At 37.1% G+C, this 23434-nt stretch carries 27 protein-coding genes; all 27 read left to right on the forward strand.

The features are described from left to right. Window positions 1-3 precede the first annotated feature (3 nt). Window positions 4-276 (forward strand): 30S ribosomal protein S16, encoded by a 273-nt coding sequence (rpsP, locus tag BT1A1_RS07515; RefSeq protein ID WP_034769719.1) that lies wholly within the window; start codon window positions 4-6, stop codon window positions 274-276. 8 nt (window positions 277-284) lie between these two features. Continuing rightward, window positions 285-518, forward strand: a complete 234-nt coding sequence (locus tag BT1A1_RS07520) for a KH domain-containing protein (RefSeq protein ID WP_034769723.1) — start codon at window positions 285-287, stop codon at window positions 516-518. 74 nt (window positions 519-592) lie between these two features. Continuing rightward, a complete protein-coding gene (locus BT1A1_RS07525) occupies window positions 593-979 on the forward strand; it encodes a YlqD family protein (RefSeq protein WP_034769726.1) in 387 nt (128 codons plus the stop codon). Between the two features lie 11 nt (window positions 980-990). Beyond that, window positions 991-1509 carry a ribosome maturation factor RimM gene (rimM, locus tag BT1A1_RS07530; protein WP_034769729.1) on the forward strand — a complete coding sequence of 173 codons (519 nt, stop codon included), beginning with the start codon at window positions 991-993 and terminating at the stop codon, window positions 1507-1509. After that, a complete protein-coding gene (trmD, locus tag BT1A1_RS07535) occupies window positions 1509-2243 on the forward strand; it encodes a tRNA (guanosine(37)-N1)-methyltransferase TrmD (protein ID WP_034769731.1) in 735 nt (244 codons plus the stop codon). Before rimM ends, trmD begins: the two co-directional genes overlap by 1 nt. A gap of 165 nt (window positions 2244-2408) precedes the next feature. Further along, the gene (rplS, locus tag BT1A1_RS07540; protein WP_034769733.1) at window positions 2409-2753 is read left to right on the forward strand and encodes a 50S ribosomal protein L19; all 345 of its coding nucleotides are present in this window, start codon (window positions 2409-2411) and stop codon (window positions 2751-2753) included. A gap of 288 nt (window positions 2754-3041) precedes the next feature. Then, window positions 3042-3569: a signal peptidase I gene (gene lepB, locus BT1A1_RS07545; RefSeq protein ID WP_034769736.1), complete on the forward strand. Its 528-nt coding sequence runs from the start codon at window positions 3042-3044 to the stop codon at window positions 3567-3569. A gap of 47 nt (window positions 3570-3616) precedes the next feature. Further along, window positions 3617-4504 (forward strand): ribosome biogenesis GTPase YlqF, encoded by an 888-nt coding sequence (ylqF, locus tag BT1A1_RS07550; RefSeq protein WP_034769738.1) that lies wholly within the window; start codon window positions 3617-3619, stop codon window positions 4502-4504. Further along, the gene (locus BT1A1_RS07555; RefSeq protein ID WP_034769741.1) at window positions 4488-5270 is read left to right on the forward strand and encodes a ribonuclease HII; all 783 of its coding nucleotides are present in this window, start codon (window positions 4488-4490) and stop codon (window positions 5268-5270) included. Before ylqF ends, BT1A1_RS07555 begins: the two co-directional genes overlap by 17 nt. Window positions 5271-5293: 23 nt before the next feature. Next, entirely contained in the window at window positions 5294-6547 is a 1254-nt protein-coding gene (locus tag BT1A1_RS07560; RefSeq protein WP_034769744.1) for a hypothetical protein, read from the forward strand. Then, on the forward strand, window positions 6544-6825 hold the full coding sequence (locus BT1A1_RS07565) for an EscU/YscU/HrcU family type III secretion system export apparatus switch protein (RefSeq protein ID WP_034769746.1): 282 nt from the start codon (window positions 6544-6546) through the stop codon (window positions 6823-6825). The genes BT1A1_RS07560 and BT1A1_RS07565 overlap by 4 nt, the downstream gene beginning before the upstream one ends. A gap of 134 nt (window positions 6826-6959) precedes the next feature. Next, the gene (gene sucC, locus BT1A1_RS07570; protein ID WP_034769750.1) at window positions 6960-8123 is read left to right on the forward strand and encodes an ADP-forming succinate--CoA ligase subunit beta; all 1164 of its coding nucleotides are present in this window, start codon (window positions 6960-6962) and stop codon (window positions 8121-8123) included. 57 nt (window positions 8124-8180) lie between these two features. Next, the gene (gene sucD / locus BT1A1_RS07575) at window positions 8181-9083 is read left to right on the forward strand and encodes a succinate--CoA ligase subunit alpha (RefSeq protein ID WP_034769752.1); all 903 of its coding nucleotides are present in this window, start codon (window positions 8181-8183) and stop codon (window positions 9081-9083) included. A 64-nt stretch (window positions 9084-9147) separates the two neighbouring features. Further along, window positions 9148-10035, forward strand: coding sequence for a DNA-processing protein DprA (gene dprA, locus BT1A1_RS07580; protein WP_034769753.1), 888 nt, complete (start codon window positions 9148-9150; stop codon window positions 10033-10035). Window positions 10036-10320: 285 nt separating this feature from the next. Beyond that, a complete protein-coding gene (gene topA / locus BT1A1_RS07585) occupies window positions 10321-12396 on the forward strand; it encodes a type I DNA topoisomerase (protein WP_034769755.1) in 2076 nt (691 codons plus the stop codon). Window positions 12397-12913: 517 nt separating this feature from the next. Continuing rightward, window positions 12914-13810, forward strand: coding sequence for a tyrosine recombinase XerC (xerC, locus tag BT1A1_RS07590; protein WP_034769757.1), 897 nt, complete (start codon window positions 12914-12916; stop codon window positions 13808-13810). 18 nt (window positions 13811-13828) lie between these two features. Then, on the forward strand, window positions 13829-14371 hold the full coding sequence (hslV, locus tag BT1A1_RS07595; protein WP_095141134.1) for an ATP-dependent protease subunit HslV: 543 nt from the start codon (window positions 13829-13831) through the stop codon (window positions 14369-14371). A gap of 39 nt (window positions 14372-14410) precedes the next feature. Beyond that, a complete protein-coding gene (gene hslU, locus BT1A1_RS07600) occupies window positions 14411-15820 on the forward strand; it encodes an HslU--HslV peptidase ATPase subunit (RefSeq protein WP_034769865.1) in 1410 nt (469 codons plus the stop codon). A 77-nt stretch (window positions 15821-15897) separates the two neighbouring features. Further along, a complete protein-coding gene (gene codY / locus BT1A1_RS07605) occupies window positions 15898-16674 on the forward strand; it encodes a GTP-sensing pleiotropic transcriptional regulator CodY (RefSeq protein WP_034769761.1) in 777 nt (258 codons plus the stop codon). A 352-nt stretch (window positions 16675-17026) separates the two neighbouring features. Beyond that, window positions 17027-17428, forward strand: a complete 402-nt coding sequence (gene flgB / locus BT1A1_RS07610; RefSeq protein WP_034769763.1) for a flagellar basal body rod protein FlgB — start codon at window positions 17027-17029, stop codon at window positions 17426-17428. Window positions 17429-17430: 2 nt separating this feature from the next. Continuing rightward, window positions 17431-17874: a flagellar basal body rod protein FlgC gene (gene flgC / locus BT1A1_RS07615; protein ID WP_244996521.1), complete on the forward strand. Its 444-nt coding sequence runs from the start codon at window positions 17431-17433 to the stop codon at window positions 17872-17874. 74 nt (window positions 17875-17948) lie between these two features. After that, complete coding sequence (gene fliE / locus BT1A1_RS07620) at window positions 17949-18242, forward strand: flagellar hook-basal body complex protein FliE (RefSeq protein WP_095141161.1); 294 nt, start codon at window positions 17949-17951, stop codon at window positions 18240-18242. A 56-nt stretch (window positions 18243-18298) separates the two neighbouring features. Further along, window positions 18299-19897 carry a flagellar basal-body MS-ring/collar protein FliF gene (gene fliF, locus BT1A1_RS07625; RefSeq protein WP_034769771.1) on the forward strand — a complete coding sequence of 533 codons (1599 nt, stop codon included), beginning with the start codon at window positions 18299-18301 and terminating at the stop codon, window positions 19895-19897. Between the two features lie 12 nt (window positions 19898-19909). Next, window positions 19910-20920: a flagellar motor switch protein FliG gene (fliG, locus tag BT1A1_RS07630; RefSeq protein WP_034769772.1), complete on the forward strand. Its 1011-nt coding sequence runs from the start codon at window positions 19910-19912 to the stop codon at window positions 20918-20920. Continuing rightward, complete coding sequence (fliH, locus tag BT1A1_RS07635) at window positions 20913-21674, forward strand: flagellar assembly protein FliH (RefSeq protein WP_051989060.1); 762 nt, start codon at window positions 20913-20915, stop codon at window positions 21672-21674. The genes fliG and fliH overlap by 8 nt, the downstream gene beginning before the upstream one ends. Next, entirely contained in the window at window positions 21671-22993 is a 1323-nt protein-coding gene (gene fliI / locus BT1A1_RS07640) for a flagellar protein export ATPase FliI (protein ID WP_034769774.1), read from the forward strand. Before fliH ends, fliI begins: the two co-directional genes overlap by 4 nt. Further along, window positions 22990-23430: a flagellar export protein FliJ gene (gene fliJ / locus BT1A1_RS07645; protein WP_034769775.1), complete on the forward strand. Its 441-nt coding sequence runs from the start codon at window positions 22990-22992 to the stop codon at window positions 23428-23430. The genes fliI and fliJ overlap by 4 nt, the downstream gene beginning before the upstream one ends. Window positions 23431-23434: the final 4 nt, after the last annotated feature.

A 23434-nucleotide genomic window follows, 5' to 3' on the forward strand; every position in this document is an offset into this window, starting at 1 on the left:
ATTATGGCAGTAAAAATTCGTTTAAAACGTATGGGAGCAAAAAAATCTCCTTTTTATCGTATCGTTGTAGCAGATTCACGTTCCCCTCGTGACGGACGTCAAATCGAAACAATCGGAACTTATAATCCGTTAACAGATCCGGCAACACTCGAAATCAATGAAGAGTTAGCCTTGAAATGGTTAAGAAATGGTGCAAAACCTTCTGACACAGTTCGGAATCTTCTTTCTAAAAAAGGTGTTTTAGAAAAATTCCATAATGAAAAATACGGTAAATAAGTGATATCATGGAAAACTTGATCGAAACTATCGTCAAACCCCTTGTCGATTTTCCTGAGGACGTAAAAATTGATGTGGAAGAAAATGAAAACCGCATTATTTACAAATTGAAAGTTAACAGTAAAGACATCGGGAAAGTTATCGGGAAACAAGGTAGAGTGGCAAAGGCGATTCGGACTGTTGTTTATGCTCATGCACATGCAACATTGAAGAAGAAGGTTTTTCTGGAGATCAGTGAATAAGGAGGGGGCCCATTAGGGAATTCCCTCCTTTTTTCGTATATAGATTAAGATCAGGGAGGAGGGGAATTTTTAACATGCAAATAATAACCACCATAACGGTTAATCAAATATTAACCGAATCAAGTAAAAAACAGTTGTTTATATCCTTTCAAGAAAGAAGACAACAATTATTAAAGGAAATCGACCAACTGAAATTTGAAATGAAGCGTATGGAAAAAATGAAAAAATACCCTGTTTCCAGCATAAATACATATTTTGAAAAAGAAATAGAGAAAAGAAAAGAGAAGGTAAAATTGCTAGAATTTCAAATAGAACAACTTGACCTTCTTCCTTTAGGCTCCGAATTAAAAGAGCGAGAGATACAAGGACTTATTGACGTTAATATTGGTGATAATTGGAATGAATCACTCCTTAACAGAAAAATTACTGTTAAAGATGGAATTGTCGTAGATATAAAATAGAGGTGATATGTTTGCAAACGTATTTCAATGTCGGCAAGATTGTTAATACCCACGGGATTAATGGAGAAGTACGAGTGATTTCCGTTACAGATTTTCCCGAACAACGCTATCAAAAGGGGGCAACCTTATATTTATTTTTACAAAATGCGAAGGAACCGATCTCTTTGACAATTAAAAATTGGCGACGTCATAAAAACTTTGATTTATTACAATTTGAAGGGTATACAAACATTAATGAAGTTGAAAAATTTAAAGGCGGATTATTAAAAATAGCGGCTGATCAATTGGACCGACTGGAAGAAAATGAATATTATTTTCATGAAATCATCGGTTGCACGGTGAAAGGACCGGACGAAAAGGAATACGGGATCATTACAGAAATCTTAACACCCGGTGCCAATGATGTTTGGGTGATTAAAGGTAAAGATCATAAAGAATACTACCTTCCCTATATTGAGGAAATTGTAAAAAAAGTGGATGTGAATGAAAAAGTGGTTTGGATTGAACCAATGGAAGGATTGTTTGATTAATGCGCATCGATATTTTAACGCTTTTTCCCAACATGTTTACAGGAGTTATCAACGAGTCGATTTTAAAAAAAGCAATGGAATTAGGAAAAGTTCAGTACCATATAACAAATTTCCGCGATTTTTCCACGGATAAACATCAAGCGGTAGATGATTATCCATATGGCGGCGGGGCAGGGATGGTTTTAAAACCGGAACCGATTTTCCATGCGGTTGAACATATTGAGAGCGTAACGAATTCATCACCAAGAGTGATTCTTCTTTGTCCCCAAGGAGAGCGTTATACACAAAAGAAAGCGGAACAATTGGCAAGAGAGGAACATCTTTTATTTATTTGCGGACATTATGAGGGATATGACGAAAGAATCCGGGAAAATCTTGTAACCGATGAAATTTCCATCGGCGATTTTGTTTTAACAGGCGGTGAATTAGCTGCAATGGTAGTCGTTGATAGTATCGTCCGATTGTTACCGGGTGTTTTAGGTAATGAGGACTCACCTGTTCTTGATTCGTTTTCAACCGGGCTTTTAGAGCATCCCCATTACACAAGACCTGCCGAATTTCGCGGGATGCGAGTACCCGATGTACTTTTATCCGGTAATCATAAGCTTATTGATGAGTGGAGAAGAAAACAATCGCTGAAACGGACGCTTGAACGCAGGCCGGATCTGTTGGAATCCTATCCGTTAACGGAACAGGAAATTGAATGGTTAAACGAATTGAAACGAAACGGTTAGTTGCAAGAAGAATACAACAAAAAAATAAAAACTTTATTGATTTACTACTATTCTGTGTGGTAATATATAACTTGTGGTTTTGGATATTGATCCATGCCTGTTATAACGATGTTCCGCTGCAGTGAATTGTTCTGTATGAGCATCTGTTGGAAGGAGTTGATTCGAATGCAAGGTATTATCGATGAAATTACAAAAGAGCAACTTCGCACAGACCTGCCTGCATTCCGTCCTGGTGACACTGTTCGTGTTCATGTTAAGGTAGTGGAAGGAAACCGGGAACGTGTGCAATTGTTTGAAGGTGTTGTAATCAAACGTCGTGGCGGCGGAATCAGTGAAACTTTCACTGTGCGTAAAGTTTCCTACGGGGTTGGTGTAGAACGGACATTCCCTCTTCATTCACCAAAAATCGTAAAACTTGAAGTGGTACGCCGTGGTAAAGTTAGACGCGCGAAACTATATTACCTACGTAATCTGCGTGGGAAAGCAGCACGAATTAAAGAAATTCTTTAATAAAACATTGCTGCTGATGCATGAAAAAAAGAGCTTGCCTACAAGCTCTTTTTTTCATCCTATCCACAAATTTGCTTATTTTAAAATACTTTTTTAAAATATTTAGAAGATGTTTATTGAAAATTTCCGATTGTTTAGCAACAATAAAAATTTTCCTTTGACCGTAAGTTTTTAGAAAATGGGCTTTTTAAGTCTAACCATTATATTTATTCTATAAAATAGTTATAATTAAGCATACATACAATTATAGAAGCTGAAAATTTTTTTGAGAAAAGAGAGGGCGTTCATATGGCAAAAAATAGTGAATTATGGGAGTGGATAAAAATTCTCGTCTTTGCGGCTGCATTAACAGCAGTCATTCGTTTATTTCTTTTTACTCCAATTATCGTTGACGGTGAATCCATGATGCCGACATTGGAGGATCGTGACCGGATGATCGTTAATAAACTATCATACAAAATAGGTGAGCCAAAACGTTTTGATATCGTTGTTTTCCACGCATCAGAAGAAAAGGATTATATAAAACGGGTCATCGGTCTTCCCGGCGAAACCATTGAATACAATAATGATACTTTATATGTTAATGGAAAAGCGATGGACGAGCCTTATTTAGATGATTATAAAAAAGACTTGATAGGTGGAACGCTAACAGAACCTTTTACTGTAAAAGTTCCGGAAGGCTATGTGTTTGTTATGGGAGATAATCGCAGATACAGTAAAGACAGCAGACATATCGGTCCTGTACCAATTAATGAAATCCTTGGGAAAGCAAGTATTATTTACTGGCCTTTGGAAGAATTTCGTTGGATTCATTAAAGAAGTGAACAACACCAGAGACTTTGTTTAGACTGGAGGGTGAGATTATGTCGATCCAATGGTTTCCAGGCCATATGGCAAAAGCAAGAAGAGAAGTAACCGAAAAATTGAAATTAATCGATATTGTATATGAATTGATAGATGCACGCATACCTTTGTCTTCACGCAATCCAATGATTGATGAAATTATTAAACAGAAACCTAGAATTGTCTTATTAAATAAAGCAGATATGGCTGATGCAAAAAAAACGAAAGAATGGGTTTCCTATTTTCAAAAACAAGGCGTTGTCGCCATTCCAATTAATTCTCAATCGGGAGCAGGAATGGCAGCAGTCGTAACAACGACAAAACAAATCGTTAGTGAAAAGTTTGATAAAATGCGGGCAAAAGGAATAAAACCGCGTGCCATTAGAGCGATGGTCGTGGGAATACCAAATTCCGGTAAATCAACGTTAATCAATCGTCTGGCCAAAAAAAACATCGCCAAAACCGGAAATACTCCCGGTGTAACGAAAGCGCAGCAATGGATTAAAGTTGGAAAGGAAATCGAACTATTGGATACGCCCGGAATCCTCTGGCCAAAATTTGAAGATCAACAGGTGGGCTTTAACCTTGCTTTGACAGGGGCCATTAAAGATACGATTTTAAACTTACAAGATGTTGCCGTTTTTGCTCTTCGCTTTCTGGAAAAAGAGTATCCGGATCGTTTAATGGAACGATATGGGTTTCATCATATTCCCGAAGAAATTGTTGAGATATTTGATGCCATCGGGACAAGAAGGGGATGCTTGGCGGGTGGAGGCATGGTTGATTATGATAAAACCGCAGAGGTGATTATCCGTGATATCCGTTCACTGAAACTTGGCCGCCTCACTTTCGAAATGCCACCTGAACAAATAAAAAAAGAGGGCCTGTCAAATGAAACAAACAATTAAAGAAATCGAAATGATTTTGCAATCTGTAACAGAACCAGATGACCCTTTTGTTAAAAAATGTCAGCAAGATGAACGGAAAGGTGTCCAAGCACTTCTCCAACGTTGGAAGAAAAAACAAGAAGAGTTAATGGCAGAGAAGCGGCGTTTTGAAAAAATGATGGTATATGAAAAAGAAGCACAAAAGCAAGGTTTCCAATATGTTGCCGGAATTGATGAAGTAGGTCGAGGTCCGTTGGCAGGTCCGGTTGTTGCTGCGGCTGTTATTTTACCGGAAAATATATTTATTTCCGGAATTAATGATTCAAAAAAACTATCAAGCAAAAAACGTGAACAGTTATATCAAGAGATTAAAAACGAGGCGTTAGCTATCGGTATCGGTGTGGTTGGAGCCGATGTAATTGACGAAATCAATATTTATCAAGCGACAAAAAAAGCAATGAATATAGCAATTAACCAATTATCAATTTTTCCTGACTTTCTTTTAATTGATGCAATGAAGATTGATACGCCTATTACCCAGCGATCATTAATAAAAGGTGATTCATTATCGGTGTCCATCGCCAGTGCATCAATTATTGCAAAAGTTTATCGTGATCGGCTAATGATGGAATACAGTAAAAAGTATCCCGAGTATCAGTTTGAAAAAAATGCCGGTTACGGAACCCGTGAACATATTCAAGCAATCCGTAAATTTGGTCCGACCCCCATTCATCGAAAGACATTCGCTCCGATAAAAGAATATATACATAACGAAAATGAAAAATAAAGAAATTGATCGGGATGATGCAAATGAACATCGATTCGATGCAATCAATTATACAATCAAACAAAAGATCGCAACTTGACCGAACTCCAGTTTTTAAACCGGGGCAAATTTTTTGTGGCAAAGTCCGGTATATTGATCCTTCTAATCATGCCATTATTCAAATTGGCGGAGAAAAAATAATCGCCAACATCGAGGCTCCCCTCGACGTCCGAAAAGATTATTGGTTTGAAGTGGTTAAAACAGACGGAACCATTCAATTAAAAGTTTTGGATAATATCTCAAATAATGATGCGTTTTTATCATTTTTACATTTACCGAAAACAAAATTGATGAATGAATTTTTACAACAATGGAAACAAATGAATTTTTCGTTTGAGAGAAATGTTCTAACAAAAGTTGCCGATTGGATAAATCAAGTCAATGATATTCAAAAAGTTCTTGAGATCGTCCAGCAGATGGATAAACATAATTTACCGATGACGGATGTTGTATTTCAAAGCTTATTATCCATGAAAAGCAGTCCCCCTTTATCGGTTCTTATTGAAAATTTGTATCAACAACTGAATCAAGATAGCCAGGCAAAGAACCTGCCCATTTTCCAAACCTTACAGCATTTATTGGGTAAAGATGATCCGAATATTGCTTTCTCTTTAAATGGGTCAGACGGGAATAAAATCCATCAACTTTTCCGCCAATTAAACACTTTGCTCGGCATGAACTATGAAGCATTAATAAATGGGGCAGAAATGAAAAATTTGCCATTAAAAGGTCAATTAATCCAACTATTGACGATGGACGGGCTGCCTTTACCGGTAAAAAAAGAAGCGGAACAATTATTTCACAAAATTATAGGTACACAATTAGTCAATATCGAAAGCAACGGATTACTACAAATGACTCTATCTCTTCCGCTTCCACTGGCTGAAAAAGTGATCGATGCGAATATCCATTGGCGTGGAAAAAAAACAGAAGATGGTAAATTAGATCCGAATTTTTGCCTGATTATTTTTGATCTTCAAATGCCCAGTCTGGGAAAAATTGTGTCTCGCATGCAAGTCCAAAATAGAACAATCAACCTTTATATTTTTTGCGAAGATGACAAGATTGAACATCTTAGTCAACCATTTGTTGATTTATTAAAGGAAAACTTGAAAAAGCTAAACTATCAGCTCGCTGCAATTAAATTTGAAAAAATCGATGCCAACCGGCAAACAAATTCGGGGGAACAAAATCTTATTCCACCTGTGCAATCGGGAAGCTTGGATGTGAGAATATGAAAAAAGAAGATGAACGAAAAGAAGCAGTGGTTTTAAAATATGATGAAGCAGCAAATATTGCTCCTGTTGTGAAAGCAAAAGGGAGGGGTAAAATTGCCGAAAATATTATCCGTGAAGCCGCAAAACATAACATTCCCATTCACGAAGATGCAGCACTTGTAGAATTATTAGGGAAAATCAATATAAATGAAACAATTCCCGAAGAATTATATAAAGCTGTTGCAGAAGTACTCGCCTTTATTTATCAAATTGATAGGGTTCGAGAACGTGGAAAGTAGTCATGATCAAAAGTTTTAGCCATGAAAAAAGAAACTTAAAGAAAGATATTTTTGCATAAAACTAGACAATATTTTCTGCATTATATTACAATTGGTATGCAACCTTATTTTTTTGTTTGACAGGAGGATGGAGAATGAATATTCATGAATACCAAGGAAAAGAACTTCTCAGAAAGTATGGAGTTTCTGTTCCGGATGGTAAAGTTGCATTTACAGTTGATGAAGCAGTTCAAGCTGCAAAAGAATTGAACAGTAATGTCGTTGTTGTAAAAGCGCAAATTCATGCCGGTGGAAGGGGAAAAGCAGGCGGTGTGAAAATTGCGAAAAATTTAGATGAAGTTCGTACATATGCGGGTGAGTTGCTGGGGAAAACCCTTGTTACCCATCAAACGGGTCCTGAGGGGAAGGAAGTTAAACGCTTACTCATTGAAAAGGGTTGCGATATCAAAAAAGAATATTATATTGGTATTGTTTTAGACCGTGCCACTTCAAGAGTGACTTTAATGGCATCCAGTGAAGGCGGTATGGAAATTGAAGAAGTAGCTGAAAAAACACCAGAGAAAATATTTAAAGAAACCATTGACCCGCTTATTGGTCTTGCACCATTCCAAGCAAGAAGGATTGCCTTTAATATTGGCATTCCGAAAGAGCTCGTCAATCAAGCTGTCAAATTTATGACCGGATTATACACGGTATTTGTAGAAAAAGATTGTTCCATTGCTGAAATCAATCCGCTTGTTATAACAGGCGACGGGAAGGTAATGGCATTAGATGCAAAATTGAATTTTGACAGCAATGCATTGTATCGTCATCCGGATATCCTCGAATACCGCGATCTTGACGAAGAGGATCCAAAAGAGATTGAAGCTTCAAAATATGACTTAAGCTATATAAAATTAAACGGAAATATTGGATGTATGGTTAATGGAGCAGGTCTCGCCATGGCAACAATGGATATCATTAAATATTACGGCGGGGAACCGGCTAACTTCCTTGATGTCGGTGGCGGTGCAACGGCTGAGAAAGTTACGGAAGCATTTAAAATCATTTTGTCTGATAATAATGTCAAAGGAATTTTTGTCAATATTTTCGGCGGAATTATGAAATGCGATGTTATTGCAACCGGTGTCGTAGAAGCAGCAAAACAAATCGGTTTATCTGTACCGTTAGTCGTACGGTTGGAAGGAACAAATGTAGAATTAGGAAAAAATATTTTACATGAATCCGGCTTGAATATTGTTCCTGCCGAATCGATGGCAGATGGTGCACAAAAAATCGTGGATTTAGTTGGTAAATGATCATTTAGGGATTGCACGTGTAACAAACAGGACAATTGCGAAAAGTGGGGGAAAAGTATGAGCGTTTTTATCAATAAAGACACAAAGGTGATTGTGCAAGGTATTACAGGGAAAACAGCACTTTTTCATACAAAACAAATGCTGGAATACGGGACAAAAATTGTCGGAGGTACTTCACCCGGTAAAGGTGGAACGGAAGTTGAGGGAGTACCTGTTTTTAATACAGTAAGTGAAGCTGTAAAAGCTACGGGAGCAAATGCATCAGTTATTTACGTTCCGGCTCCGTTTGCGGCCGATGCGATTATTGAAGCAGTCGATGCAGAATTGGATTTAGTTATATGTATCACTGAACATATACCGGTTTTGGATATGGTTAAAGTGAAACGATATATGGAAGGGAAGAAGACACGTCTCGTCGGTCCAAACTGTCCGGGTGTCATTACCGCTGATGAATGTAAAATTGGTATTATGCCGGGATATATTCACAAAAAAGGACATGTCGGCGTTGTTTCCCGCTCCGGAACATTAACATATGAAGCCGTCCATCAGTTGACTCAGGCTGGTATTGGTCAAACAACCGCTGTCGGAATTGGTGGCGACCCGGTTAACGGCACGAATTTTATTGATGTGTTAAAAGCATTCAATGAAGATCCGGAAACATATGCTGTGATCATGATTGGGGAAATTGGCGGTACAGCGGAAGAAGAGGCGGCACAATGGATAAAGGCGAATATGACAAAACCGGTAGTCGGCTTTATCGGTGGCCGGACAGCACCCCCTGGAAAGCGAATGGGGCATGCCGGTGCGATTATTTCCGGTGGTAAAGGTACGGCTGATGAAAAAATTCGAGTCATGAATGAATGTGGTATACAAGTGGCTGATACTCCATCTGTTATTGGAGAAACACTAATTAACGTGTTAAAAGAAAAAGGTTTGTACGAAAAATGTAAAACCCATTAATTTATAACAAAAAGGACACCGCATTCTTGTGGTGTCCCCTATTTTTTATAAAGGAGTTGCTCAAGTGAAAGAAGTAAGTACGAGAGAGCGGTTAATTCATCTTCATGAATGTCGCGGGATTGGAGTTAAAACGATTTACAAAATGCTATCATATGATCCGACGTTAAAGTCGATCTATTTCATGAGTCCCCATGATTTACGGGAACAATTCCAAATACCCTCACTATATGTTTCGTTATTTTTTAACGATCTTCATACAAAAAATATTTCTGAAATATTATCCGATTATAATAAAAAACATATTACAATCATAACAATCGTTGATAAAGAATATCCATTTTTATTAAAACAAATTTATATGCCTCCATATGTTCTCTATTGCCAGGGAGACACCGGGCTATTGCAGAAAAAAATGATAGCGGTGGTCGGTACACGAATCCCAACTGTTTACGGACTAAACGCAACGAGACTAATCGTGAAAGAGCTGGTGGAAAAGGACTTTATAATAGTAAGCGGTTTAGCTAAAGGTGTCGACTTTGAAGCTCATAAACAAGCTATCGCTGCAAACGGTAAGACAATTGCAGTTTTAGGAAGTGGTTTTGAGCATATTTATCCTAGGGAGCATATTACTATGGCAGAAGAAATGAAAAATAAGCATTTATTATTAACCGAGTATCCGCCATATATAAAACCCCATAAATCTTATTTTCCGGCAAGAAATCGAATCATTAGCGGTCTTTCTCTTGGAACCCTTGTAATAGAGGCAAAGGAAAAAAGCGGATCGTTAATTACCGCACAATTCGCTTTGAATGAAGGAAGAGAAGTTTTTGCTGTTCCGGGTTCGATATTTTCGCCAACATCAAAAGGGACAAACTTACTGATTCAAGAAGGGGCAAAACTGGTCATGTCAATTGAAGATATATTAACTGAATTTGAATATTCCTCTGATTAAATGTACGTTTCCAGTACATTTTACATATAATCGGGTATATAATATGAAAAATGAAATTGAAAGGTTTTTCTGGAACTAATGACTTTCTTATTGACAAATCATTAAATTATCTTTAATAATAAGTGATAGTTTATTGCTGGGAAGAAAATCCTTTCAAATGAACTTATTTTTGGAATATAAGGAGAAGGCTTTTCAAAACGTATAAACATATAATAAGAGGGAAACAAATTAATTTGGAAGTTTCTAAATTAAAAGCAGTAGCGGAAACCTCTAAGGAGGATCTATATGTCAGATTATTTAGTGATTGTAGAATCACCAGCAAAAGCAAAAACGATTGAAAAATATTTAGGAAAAAAATATAAAGTGAAAGCATCCATGGGGCATGTCCGGGATTTGCCAAAAAGTCAAACCGGGGTTGATGTCGATAATAACTATGAACCGAAATATATTACGATTCGGGGAAAAGGACCAGTCTTAAAAGAATTAAAATCAGCGGCAAAAAAGGCAAAAAAAATTTACTTGGCAGCTGACCCTGATCGTGAAGGTGAGGCAATTGCCTGGCATTTGGCACATACACTGGATCTCGATACAACATCCGATTGCCGGGTTGTTTTTAATGAAATTACCAAAGATGCCATCAAAGAATCGTTTAAGCATCCAAGACCCATTAATATGGATTTGGTTGATGCTCAGCAAGCAAGAAGAATACTGGACCGGCTTGTCGGTTATAAAATCAGTCCGTTGTTATGGAAGAAGGTTAAAAAAGGTTTAAGTGCGGGCCGTGTTCAATCGGTTGCCGTCAAACTAATTATTGATCGAGAAAATGAGATAAACAATTTTATTCCTGAAGAATACTGGACGATCAGTGGACAGTTCGAGTATGGAAATATAACTTTTCCTGCACAGTTTTTCGGGATTGGAAAAGAAAAATTGGAACTAAAGTCCGAACAAGAAGTGAACAAAATCCTATCACAATTGGATAAAAAAGAATTTCAAGTGAATTCAATTGTAAAAAGAGAAAGAAAACGAAATCCGGCACCACCTTTTACCACTTCATCTTTACAACAAGAGGCAGCAAGAAAGTTAAATTTTCGGGCCCGAAAAACGATGATGATTGCACAACAATTGTATGAAGGAATTGATCTTGGGAAAGAAGGATCTGTCGGATTAATCACTTATATGAGAACGGATTCAGTTCGTGTTTCGGAAACCGCTCAAAAAGAAGCAAAAGAGTTTATTACAGCTGAATTTGGCAAAGAGTATGCGGAACAAGTTGAAGTAAAAGGAAAAAAACAAGGGAATGTCCAAGATGCCCACGAAGCGATCCGACCGACAAGTGTGATAAGGACGCCGAACAGCATAAAAGACTTTTTGTCCAGAGATCAATGGAAACTGTATAAACTTATTTGGGAACGTTTTGTGGCCAGTCAAATGTCCCCGGCAATCATGGATACGATGACGGTGGATTTAGTAAATGGGCAAGTCGTTTTTCGTGCGAATGGTTCTAAAGTGAAGTTTCAAGGTTTCATGAAAGTATATGTCGAAGCGACAGATGATAATCAAGAAACAAAAGATATTCTTCTTCCGGATCTAAAGGAAGGCGAGGTAATAAAAAATAAGGATATCGAACCGAAACAACACTTTACCCAGCCACCGCCAAGATATTCAGAAGCCCGATTAGTGAAAACACTGGAAGAATTAGGGATTGGTAGACCTTCTACTTATGCACCGACATTGGATACCATCCAAAAAAGGGGTTATGTATCCCTTGAAAATAAAAGATTCGTACCGACAGAACTGGGTGAAATTGTCATTCAACTTATGTCTGAATTTTTCCCTGAAATTATTAATGTGGAGTTTACCGCAAAAATGGAACGGGAACTGGATGAAATTGAAGAAGGAAAAGTCCAATGGGTTAAAGTCATCGATGAGTTCTATAAAGATTTCAGGAAGTATTTAGAAAAAGCTGAATTGGAAATGGAAAAAATAGAAATCAAGGATGAATACGCAGGGGAAGATTGTGAAATTTGCGGGAACCCGATGGTAATTAAAATGGGACGATTCGGGAAATTTATGGCTTGTAGCAATTTTCCCGATTGTCGAAATACGAAACCGATTATTAAAGAAATCGGTGTTCCTTGTCCAAAATGTAACAAAGGTCAAGTTATTGAAAGAAAAAGTAAAAAAAACCGCATCTTTTATGGTTGCAGCCGCTATCCTGAATGTGACTTCTTGTCCTGGGATAAACCGGTCGCGAGGCCATGTCCAAAATGTAACGGAATGCTGGTCGAGAAAAAGATTAAAAAAGGTGTACAAATCCAATGTACGAATTGCGATTATAAAGAAAAACCACAAGAGTGAGTGTAAACTTGCTCTTTCTTTTTTTAGTATAAGAAAGTATAAAAATACAAGTAAATAACTTGGGATTAGTTTTATTGTCTAGCTCCGAGCGCCAGCGACTAGCAAACTTCACTCCCCTCCACTACGATAAGTCAACATCGGCTCGTGCCTCGCCGTGTTTCCTTTATCTCATTGCGGGGCGCTCCAGTTTGTACGTCGCTAAGCGGGCGCTCTGCGCTTTTCTTACTTATAAGTTTTTTATGGATTCTAATTCATTAAAATAATGGTTTGCTTTCCCTTTCAAAAAACTTTCAAAATTTAACGGTTATTATAGATTTTTTTTATGGACAAAATATATATATATGTGTAATAATGTTCAATGTTGCGTGTTGTCGAAAATTGACTCATTATCTGCTGAAATTGAAAACTTCTTTACAGCGTGAGGCTATTCAGAAATTTATGAATAAATCGTGAACACCTATTGCAATATTCAAAAATTTATGGTAGTATGAAGTAGCCGCCTAAAGAGGTGAAACGGATGGAAAATGTAAATTTATTGCTTAAGGAGTTCATCGAATATTTGCAGCTGGAAAAAAATTACTCACAACTCACGATCGACAGTTATGAACATGAATTGAAAACTTTTTTCATGTTCATGGATGAACAAGCTATTCCAAGCATTAATGAGGTTACCCATCAAGATGCACGTTTATATTTAACCAAATTATTTGAGCAACGATTTGCAAAGAAAACGATTTCTCGAAAAATTTCAAGCATCCGTTCCTTCTTTAAGTTTTTAATGAGAGAATCTAAAGTAGACACGAATCCTTTTGCTCAAGTTTCCTTACCAAAATTGGAAAAAAAGCTTCCTGACTTCTTTTACGAAGAAGAACTTGAAGTTCTTTTTCAATCCGTTGACTGCTCAACACCAGCTGGTCAAAGGGACAAAGCTCTGCTGGAAATCATATATGCTACAGGTATACGCGTAAGTGAATGTGCCGGGATTAAGCTTAGTGATTTAGACCAACATTTATCGATTCTTCTTGTAAAAGGAAAAGGAAATAAAGAGCGCTATGTACCGTATGGAAAATTTGCCAATCAAGCAATTCACGAATATATTGAATATGGTCGTAAAAAACTGATGGGTAAACAAAACCATCCGTATCTTTTTGTGAACCAAAAGGGTACTCCCCTTACAGCAAGAGGTATTCGATATATTTTTGATGAAATGATCAAACAATCAGGAATGAATAAACATATTCATCCACATATGATCAGACATTCTTTTGCAACCCATTTATTGAACCGTGGCGCGGATTTACGAACGGTTCAAGAATTGCTCGGCCATTCTTCCATATCGTCTACTCAGACGTATACGCATCTTACAAAAGAGCATTTAAAAAAAACTTATCTTGCACATCATCCGCGTGCTTGAGTAAAAGGAGGCATGGGAGTGGAACAATTTCACGCAACAACTATTTTCGCCATTCATCATAATGGCAAGGGTGCAATGGCTGGTGATGGTCAGGTAACTTTAGGGAACTCCGTTGTAATGAAACATACAGCTAGAAAAGTGCGGAGACTTTATGGCGGCAAAGTATTGGCAGGTTTTGCCGGCTCAGTCGCTGATGCATTCACTCTTTTTGAAATGTTTGAAGGAAAATTAGAAGAATTTAACGGGAACTTGCAAAGAGCCGCAGTGGAATTGGCGAAACTTTGGAGGAGTGACCGGGTATTACGAAAGTTGGAAGCAATGCTCATTGTCATGGATAAAAAGGAAATGCTACTTATATCGGGCACAGGTGAAGTGATTGAACCGGATGATGATATTCTAGCAATTGGGTCCGGTGGAAATTATGCATTGGCTGCTGGAAGAGCGCTAAAACAATTTGCCGGTGAAAGTCTGTCAGCTAAAGAAATTGCAAAAGCGTCCTTAGAGATCGCTGCAAACATTTGTGTTTTTACAAATGGAAACATTATTGTTGAAGAGATTTAACGACGGGGTTCATTTAAGGAGTGAAACAAAATGGTTGAAATGAAAAAGTCTATTGAATTAACTCCGCGGCAAATAGTCGAGAGGTTAGATCAATTTATCGTTGGTCAAACGGCGGCAAAAAGAGCTGTAGCCATTGCACTACGTAATCGATACCGAAGAAGTTTATTGCCTGACAAAATTCGTGATGAGATTATTCCAAAAAATATTTTAATGATTGGTCCGACCGGTGTTGGTAAAACGGAAATAGCAAGAAGAATTGCCAAATTGGTAAAAGCGCCGTTCGTAAAGGTTGAAGCGACTAAGTTTACAGAAGTAGGCTATGTTGGACGTGATGTCGAATCCATGGTTCGTGACCTAGTGGAAACGAGCGTACGGTTAGTGAAACAAGAAATGATGCTACAAGTAAAAGAAAAAGCAGAAGAAAATGCAAATAATCGTCTTGTCGACATTCTCGTTCCATCCGGCAAAAAAGAAACGAATTTTAAAAACCCGTTTGAAATGTTGTTTGGTAATAGCAGTCAACCGAATCAAGAGGAACAGTTGAAAAATGATTCAGATGAATTAAACAGAGCTGAAAAGAGAAGATTGATCCGGGAAAAACTTGCGAATGGTGAATTAGAAGAGGAAATTGTTACCATCGAAATCGAAGAACAACAACCTTCCATGTTTGATATGTTTCAGGGGACCGGCATTGAACAGATGGGTATGAATATGCAGGATGCTCTAACTAGCCTGTTACCTAAAAAGAAAAAGAAAAGAAAACTGCCGGTAAAAGACGCACGAAAAATATTAATTAATGAGGAAGCAAACAAACTTATTGATATGGATGAGGTTATCCAAGAAGCAATTTTCCGTGCTGAACAAACCGGTATCATCTTCATTGATGAAATTGATAAAATTACCAGCAAAAGTTCAAATAATTCAGCTGACGTTTCCAGGGAAGGTGTACAGCGGGATATTTTACCAATTGTTGAAGGTTCAACCGTTGTAACGAAATATGGTCCGGTAAAAACGGATCACATATTATTTATTGCAGCAGGTGCGTTCCATACGGCAAAACCATCGGACTTGATCCCTGAGTTACAGGGAAGATTTCCAATCCGTGTTGAGCTCAATAAATTACTAATTGAAGATTTCATTCGGATTCTTGTTGAGCCGAATAATGCCATTATCAAACAATATGTTGCATTATTGGAAACAGAAGGTATAAAAATAGAATTTTCTGACGATGCTATTCATAGAATTGCTGAAGTTGCATTTGAAGTAAATCAACAAACAGATAATATTGGAGCAAGAAGATTACATACAATCATGGAAAAATTACTTGAGGATCTCTCATTTGAGGCTCCTGAGATTTCGCTGGAGAAAATTGTAATAAATGCCCAATATGTTGACGAAAAACTTGAAGTTATCGTAAAAGATAAGGATTTAAGTCGATTTATTCTCTAGCAGTGCTTCAACACCTGCAATTTAGCAATGTCGAAATAATATTCAAAGCAAAATTCAAATTATTAGGAGGAAGAATAATGGAACTATTATCAAGAACAAGAAAGATTAATGCAATGTTACAAAGCGCAGGAGCAAAACCAGTTAACTTTAAGGAAATGTCGGAAACCTTATGTGAAGTTATTGATGCAAATGTGTTTATCGTAAGCAGAAGAGGAAAATTATTAGGATATGCCATTACCGAGCAAATTGAAAACGATCGAATGAAACAAATGTTAGAAGATCGTCAATTCCCGGAAGAATATACAAAGAGTTTATTCAATGTTATTGAAACAACAGCAAACATAGATGTAAACAGTGAATACACTGCATTTCCAGTCGAAAATAAAGAACTATTTAATACAGGTTTAACGACTATTGTACCAATTAACGGCGGTGGCGAGAGATTGGGAACATTAATTCTTTCCCGTTTAGGTCGTGAATTTAATAATGATGATCTGCTTTTAGCTGAATATGGTGCTACTGTTGTCGGTATGGAAATTTTACGCGAAAAATCGGAAGAAATTGAAGAAGAAGCACGCAGTAAAGCAGTTGTGCAAATGGCAATCAGTTCACTTTCTTATAGTGAATTAGAAGCAATTGAACATATTTTTGAGGAATTAAACGGAAAAGAAGGTCTACTTGTCGCATCGAAAATTGCCGACCGAGTAGGAATTACCCGTTCAGTCATCGTCAATGCATTGAGAAAATTAGAAAGTGCCGGTGTCATCGAATCTCGTTCTTTAGGTATGAAAGGTACGTTTATTAAAGTATTGAACGATAAGTTTTTAGAAGAACTTGAAAAAGTTAGATCATAATAAATAAATTATTGAATGAAAGAGTGCGGCCATGCCTAGTTCTTTTTTCACAGGACATTATGTTCCTAGTGGATAAGAGCAGGAAGATGGTCGCGCTTTTTCTTTTTGAAATTTTTGTCACAATAGAAGGAAAATTACTATGATATGTCGAATAATAAAAAACAATGTCATTTTTTTTAGTAATAATGGCATGATTTTTTTGTTCACATAGGAAAAATAGGTAGAATTACCTATGAATATATTGGGACCTCTTATAGACATTATCTACATTACGATTTAAAATAGATGAAGAATGCGAAATTTGTCGTATATATGTGTTTTATGTCAATTTGATGACAAGGAGTAGACTGGGATGAAAATATTTTCTGATACAATTTCTATTTTGGGTCAAGCACTGGATTACTCAACAACAAAACAAAAAGTTATTTCGCAAAATATTGCCAATGTTGACACGCCAAATTATAAGGCACAAGAGGTATTACCTTTTAAAACCGTATTAAAAAATGAGCTAAAAAACACAAATCACTTATCTGCACAAATAACAAACAATAAACATATACCCTTCCCACCTTCAGAAAATGGAACTGTAACAATTGTAAAAAATAATATCCAATATAATGAAAGCGGCAATAGTGTCGATGTCGATCAAGAAATGACAAAATTGGCGGAAAACCAAATTTATTACAATGCATTAATCGATAGAATAAGCGGGAAGTTTCAAACGCTCCAATCGGTTATTAAGGGAGGAAAATAAAATTGTTTTCAGGTCTGAACATTACTTCCAGTGCATTGACAGCACAAAGATTACGGATGGATGTAATATCGTCAAATGTTGCCAATGTTGACTCTACCCGTGCAGAATACGTAAATGGCAGTTGGGTTCCTTATCGCCGGAAAATGGTTGTTCTGGAACCAAAGGGTGAACAATTTTCAACTTTATTAAATAAGGCGATGAATAAAGATACGGTAACCTCGGGTGTAAAAGTTTCAAGAATTGTAGAAGACGAAACTCCTTATAAACTTGTTTATAACCCTGACCATCCTGATGCGAATGAAAATGGTTATGTACAGATGCCAAATGTGGATCCTCTAAAGGAAATGGTTGATTTAATTAGTGCAACAAGATCTTATGAAGCGAATGTTACCGTCTTTAATGCTTCAAAATCAATGTTAGTTAAAGCATTGGACATTGGAAAATAGGTATATGGTGAATGAATGATAGATACATAGTTTTTCGCTAGTAAAATCAAATTACGGAGGTGTTATTATTGGCAATCAACCCGATTTCTCTGAATGTCGGTGCTGTTTCGGAGGCGAGTCATTCGGCAGTTACTCCGTATAAAGCGCAAAAAACATTCTCGAATTTTTTAAAGGATGCCATTAATCAAGTAAATGATGCTCAAATACAGTCTGACAACTTAACAAAGAAAATGGCTTTAGGAGAAAACGTAGAATTGCATGATGTTATGATTGCTTCCCAAAAGGCTTCCATTACATTACAGGCAACAATGGAAGTACGTAATAAAGTAGTTGAAGCTTACCAAGAAATTATGAGAATGCAAGTCTAAAAAGCAAAAGATATTTGAGGTACTTTAATTAAAAATCACTGTTCGGAGAGAGATAGATGAAAGAAACGTTGCAAAACACAATAGAGAAAATAAAAAATAATTGGCAGGGGAAAACAAAACGTCATAAGTTCCTTTTGATCGGTTCAATTATTTTATTTATTATAATTGTTTCTGTTCTTGTTTTTTTTACTACGAGAACAACGATGGTTCCTTTATACAGTAATCTCACTCCAGCAGAAACAGGGAGCATAAAAGAGGCGCTAGATGCAAAAGGGATTCGATCTGAAATTACAGATGGCGGTACGACAATAAACGTACCTAAAGAATCTGTTAACACATTACTTGTGGAACTGGCGGCAGAAGGAATTCCTAAAACAGGCAGTATCGATTACTCATTTTTTAGTGAAAACGCCGGGCTTGGCATGACAGATAATGAGTTTGATGTCATGAAATTGGATGCTATGCAAACCGAGCTGGCCAACTTGATTAAAAGCATTGACGGAATTAAAGATGCAAATGTCATGATTACCCTTCCGGAAAATGGCATCTTTGTCAAGGACCAAAATGAAGAAGCTTCCGCATCAATTGTGTTAACAACAGAATCCGGATACGATTTTTCGGAAGGACAAATTAAAGCATTGTATACACTTGTATCAAAATCAGTACCAAACCTTCCTACTGATAATATCGTCATCATGGATCAAAATTTTGAGTACTATGACTTAGAAAATGCAAAAAATTCTTCAAATGGAACAGATTTACAAAATCAATTTGCTGTTAAAAAAGAAATAGAACGTGATATACAACGGCAGGTTCAGAGCATGCTGGGTACGTTGATGGGTCAAAATAAAGTAGCTGTATCGGTGACGGCCGATATCGACTTTACACAAGAGAGCCGTGAAGAAAACCTAGTCGAACCTGTTGATGAAGAAAATATGGAAGGAATTGCTGTCAGCGCTCAACGAATTAGTGAAACATACACAGGTGAAAATGCCGCAAACGGTGGCGTTCCACAAGCAGAAGATACCGGAGATACTTTGACCGGTTATACGGAAGGAACAACAGGTAATGGGGATTACGAAAAAACGGAAGAAACGATCAATTATGAAGTGAATAAAATCCGTAAAGAAATTGTTGAAAGTCCTTTTAAAATTCGCGACTTGGGAATCCAAGTGATTGTTGAACCGCCAAATGCCAAAAGTCCCGATTCTGTTTCGACGGAGGTAGAGCAAGCAATTCAGGATATGTTAAGCACAATTGTCCGTACATCGATTGATAAATCCGATAATAATGCTAATTTGACCGATGCGGATATTGAAAATAAAATTTCTGTCACTTTCCAACCGTTATTAGGAAAAGCGACGAATCCAAGTCAAACAACAGAAAGTAGTTTTCCTGTTTGGGGTTATATCGTTATCGGTATTCTTGCACTTGTGATTATTGTTTTACTCATTTTGTTTTTACGTAAACGACGGGAAGAACTAGAGGTTGAAGAAGAAGTTATTGAAACAAAACAAGAACCGCTATATGTTCCGGATTTAAATGAACCGAAAGAAACAGAAGAAATGATTAGAAAGAACCAAATTGAAAAGATGGCAAAAGAAAAACCAGATGAATTTGTCAAACTAATACGTACATGGCTTTCTCAAGAGTAAGGAGGTGATTTTTTGGCTGAAAAAAAAGAATTGACCGGAAAACAAAAAGCCGCTATCCTTCTCATCTCGCTTGGTCCCGACGTATCAGCATCTGTTTATAAATATTTAACAGAGGAAGAAATTGAAAAATTAACATTGGAAATTTCCACGATAAAAAATGTTACAGCTGATAAGAAAGAAGAAGTTATTGAGGAATTCCATAATCTTGCCTTAGCTCAAGATTATATTTCACAAGGCGGGATCGGCTATGCAAAAATGATACTAGAGAAAGCTTTAGGAAGTGAGCAGGCAACAGCCATACTCAATCGTTTGACTTCAGCATTACAAGTGAGACCGTTTGATTTTGCCAGAAAAGCGGATCCAAATCAAATATTAAATTTTATTCAAAATGAGCATCCGCAAACGATCGCCTTAATTCTGTCCTATTTAGACGCTAACCAGGCAGCAACCATTTTGTCCAATTTACCTGAGGAAATGCAGGCGGATGTTGCTAGGAGAATAGCTTTAATGGACAGCACATCACCGGAAGTAATTTATGAGGTAGAACAAATTTTGGAACAAAAACTTTCCGCAACATTTACGCATGATTATACGCAAACCGGTGGTATAGAGGCGATTGTGGAAGTATTGAACGGTGTCGATCGGGCGACAGAGAGAACAATACTCGAAGGTTTGGAAAAGAAAGATCCTGAGCTGGCAGAGGAAATTAAGAAACGGATGTTTGTCTTTGAAGATATTGTCACTCTTGATAATCGTGCTATTCAAATGATTATTCGAGATTGCGAAAATGAAGACTTACTGCTTGCACTAAAAGTCGCCAGTGATGAAGTGAAAGAAATCATCTTTCGAAATATGTCAACACGGATGCGTGATACATTTAAAGAAGAACTTGAGATTATGGGGCCTGTCCGTTTACGTGATGTTGAGGAGGCACAAGGAAGGATCGTTTCGATCATTCGTGGACTGGAAGAAGCAGGAGAAATCATTATTGTTCGTGGGGGAGGAGATGATATCATTGTCTAACGTTGTTAAAAGAACCAATACAGATGAAATGGAAGAAAAAATAACGATCCGTTTACTGACAATGAATCGTTCAAGACAACCACACGAAGAAACAGACGGTTCCATTCAACCTCTTCAAAATAATGAACAAATCGAAAAGGCTACTAAAGAAGCAAATTTAATTGTTGAACGTGCGAATCAAGAAGCAGAACAAATTCGCCGGCAAATAGAAAAAGAAAAACAGTTATTTGCCAAAGAAAAAGAGAAAATATACCAACAAGCTCATCATGAAGGTTATACAAAAGGAATTCAACTTGGTCAAGAAAAAGGTTATCGGAAAGTGGAAGAACTTATTCAATTTGCAAAGTCCATTGTTGATGATGCAAAGATTGAATATCAAAAATGTGTCGATAAATCCGAACAAACAATCTTGACTTTAAGTCTTAAAGTTGCTGAAAAAATTCTTTGCTCAAGTTTACATGAAAATGAAGAAAGGTTTTTACCGTTAGTAAAAAAGGCAATTGATGAAGTGAAAAATTATAAAGAGGTTCAAATATATGTAAATCCGAGCCGTTACGCCTTACTTGTCAAGAAAAAAGATGAACTTTTGCCTCATTTTCATGATGGACAACTATATATTTATCCTGATGAAAATTTATCAGAAACGGGCTGTATTATTGAAACGGATGGATTACGGATGGATGTCGGCCTTGATACCCAACTCCGGGAAATAAAAAAGAAATTGTTTGAACTATTCATTGGTGATGAAGAATGAAAGCAATCGATTTAGTACATCATCTTGCAACCATTGATACTTACAAACGATACGGCAGGGTTAAACAAGTTGTGGGAATCATGATTGAATCAAAAGGACCGACTTGTTCGATTGGCGATATTTGTTACATTTATCCGAAAAGCGGCTCAGGGAAGAAAAAAATATTAGGAGAAGTCGTCGGGTTTAAAGACGAAAATGTCTATATTATGCCTTTTACAACGGTAAGTGATATTGCTCCTGGCTGGTTGGTAGAAAGTACGGAAAAACCTTTGGATATTAAAGTAGGGGATGCATTGATAGGGAATGTACTTGATTCCATGGGAAAACCATTGGATGGTTCGCTCCTCCCTGATAATTTACGTAGCTGGCCAACTGAACGAAAACCTCCCAATCCGCTTCATCGGCCGCCAATTACGAAACCGTTAGAAGTTGGTGTTCGTTCCATTGATGGCTTATTAACGATTGGAAAAGGGCAACGAATCGGTATTTTTGCAGGTAGTGGAGTCGGGAAGAGTACATTGCTGGGGATGATTGCCCGAAATACAAAAGCAGACTTAAATGTAATAGCATTAATTGGTGAACGAGGTAGGGAAGTTCGAGAATTTATTGAACATGATCTCGGTCCAGAAGGATTAAAACGTTCGATTGTAGTGGCAGCGACAAGTGATCAACCTGCCTTGATGAGAATTAAAGGTGCATATACAGCAACGGCAATAGCAGAATATTATCGCGACAAAGGTTTAGATGTGATGCTGATGATGGATTCCATCACCCGGATTGCGATGGCACAAAGAGAAGTAGGACTGGCAACCGGTGAACCACCAGCAACAAAAGGATACACGCCTTCTGTATTTTCCATGCTGCCCGTTTTACTGGAACGGACCGGTACTAATGCAAATGGATCCATTACGGCGATTTATACTGTACTCGTTGATGGTGATGATTTTAATGAACCAATTGCGGATACTGTTCGTGGGATATTGGACGGACATATTGTATTAGACCGAAATTTGGCTAACAAAGGACAATACCCCGCCATCAATATCTTGAAAAGTATCAGTAGATTAATGAACTCTTTAGTCACAAGAGAGCATTTTGATGCGGCCAACCGTTTTAGAGATTTATTAAATACATATGAACAATCGGAGGATTTAATCAACATAGGTGCTTATAAAAAAGGCTCTTCAAAAGAAATCGATGAAGCCATTGAGTATTATCCAAAAATCATTTCATATTTAAAACAACGAACTGATGAAAAAATTTCAATGGAAGAAAGTATTACTCTATTAAATAAACTTTTCGCAGGTGATTATCAGTGAAATTTACATTTAAACTGGAAAAACTTTTAGACTTGCGTGAAAAAGAAAAAGAAGAGCAGGTATTTATGTATGAAAAAGCCATCCGTAAGTTTGAAGAAGTCGCAGAAAAGCTATATCACTTATTGAAGAAAAAGGAAGATATTGAACAACAGCAATTAAAAAAAATTGAATCCGGGGTCAGTATCCGGGAAATTCGTTTAGGACAACATTATTTATTAAATTTACAAAAAGAAATTGACAGCTACCAACAATTAGTCTTTCATGCCCGCAAACATATGCAGGAAGAGGAACAACGCCTGATTGAAAAAAATATTGAAGTTAAAAAAATGGAAAAGATGAAAAGCAAAGAATACGAAAAATTTCTCCATTTTCTGGATGTGGAAGATCGTAAAGTAATGGACGAAATTTCTATGCAAATCGTGGCGAGGGAGAAGTAATGTC

Origin of the sequence: Caldibacillus thermoamylovorans (assembly GCF_000751775.1) — a bacterium.
In the GTDB taxonomy this organism is placed as follows: domain Bacteria; phylum Bacillota; class Bacilli; order Bacillales; family Caldibacillaceae; genus Caldifermentibacillus; species Caldifermentibacillus hisashii.

What these genes read in the sequence shown, in the direction of transcription:
- rpsP (WP_034769719.1), top strand. Translation starts at nt 4, where the DNA reads ATGGCAGTAAAAATTCGTTTAAAACGTATGGGAGCAAAAAAATCTCCT.
- BT1A1_RS07520 (WP_034769723.1), top strand. Translation starts at nt 285, where the DNA reads ATGGAAAACTTGATCGAAACTATCGTCAAACCCCTTGTCGATTTTCCT.
- BT1A1_RS07525 (WP_034769726.1), top strand. Translation starts at nt 593, where the DNA reads ATGCAAATAATAACCACCATAACGGTTAATCAAATATTAACCGAATCA.
- trmD (WP_034769731.1), top strand. Translation starts at nt 1,509, where the DNA reads ATGCGCATCGATATTTTAACGCTTTTTCCCAACATGTTTACAGGAGTT.
- rplS (WP_034769733.1), top strand. Translation starts at nt 2,409, where the DNA reads ATGCAAGGTATTATCGATGAAATTACAAAAGAGCAACTTCGCACAGAC.
- lepB (WP_034769736.1), top strand. Translation starts at nt 3,042, where the DNA reads ATGGCAAAAAATAGTGAATTATGGGAGTGGATAAAAATTCTCGTCTTT.
- ylqF (WP_034769738.1), top strand. Translation starts at nt 3,617, where the DNA reads ATGTCGATCCAATGGTTTCCAGGCCATATGGCAAAAGCAAGAAGAGAA.
- BT1A1_RS07555 (WP_034769741.1), top strand. Translation starts at nt 4,488, where the DNA reads ATGAAACAAACAATTAAAGAAATCGAAATGATTTTGCAATCTGTAACA.
- BT1A1_RS07560 (WP_034769744.1), top strand. Translation starts at nt 5,294, where the DNA reads ATGAACATCGATTCGATGCAATCAATTATACAATCAAACAAAAGATCG.
- BT1A1_RS07565 (WP_034769746.1), top strand. Translation starts at nt 6,544, where the DNA reads ATGAAAAAAGAAGATGAACGAAAAGAAGCAGTGGTTTTAAAATATGAT.
- sucC (WP_034769750.1), top strand. Translation starts at nt 6,960, where the DNA reads ATGAATATTCATGAATACCAAGGAAAAGAACTTCTCAGAAAGTATGGA.
- sucD (WP_034769752.1), top strand. Translation starts at nt 8,181, where the DNA reads ATGAGCGTTTTTATCAATAAAGACACAAAGGTGATTGTGCAAGGTATT.
- topA (WP_034769755.1), top strand. Translation starts at nt 10,321, where the DNA reads ATGTCAGATTATTTAGTGATTGTAGAATCACCAGCAAAAGCAAAAACG.
- xerC (WP_034769757.1), top strand. Translation starts at nt 12,914, where the DNA reads ATGGAAAATGTAAATTTATTGCTTAAGGAGTTCATCGAATATTTGCAG.
- hslU (WP_034769865.1), top strand. Translation starts at nt 14,411, where the DNA reads ATGAAAAAGTCTATTGAATTAACTCCGCGGCAAATAGTCGAGAGGTTA.
- codY (WP_034769761.1), top strand. Translation starts at nt 15,898, where the DNA reads ATGGAACTATTATCAAGAACAAGAAAGATTAATGCAATGTTACAAAGC.
- flgB (WP_034769763.1), top strand. Translation starts at nt 17,027, where the DNA reads ATGAAAATATTTTCTGATACAATTTCTATTTTGGGTCAAGCACTGGAT.
- fliF (WP_034769771.1), top strand. Translation starts at nt 18,299, where the DNA reads ATGAAAGAAACGTTGCAAAACACAATAGAGAAAATAAAAAATAATTGG.
- fliI (WP_034769774.1), top strand. Translation starts at nt 21,671, where the DNA reads ATGAAAGCAATCGATTTAGTACATCATCTTGCAACCATTGATACTTAC.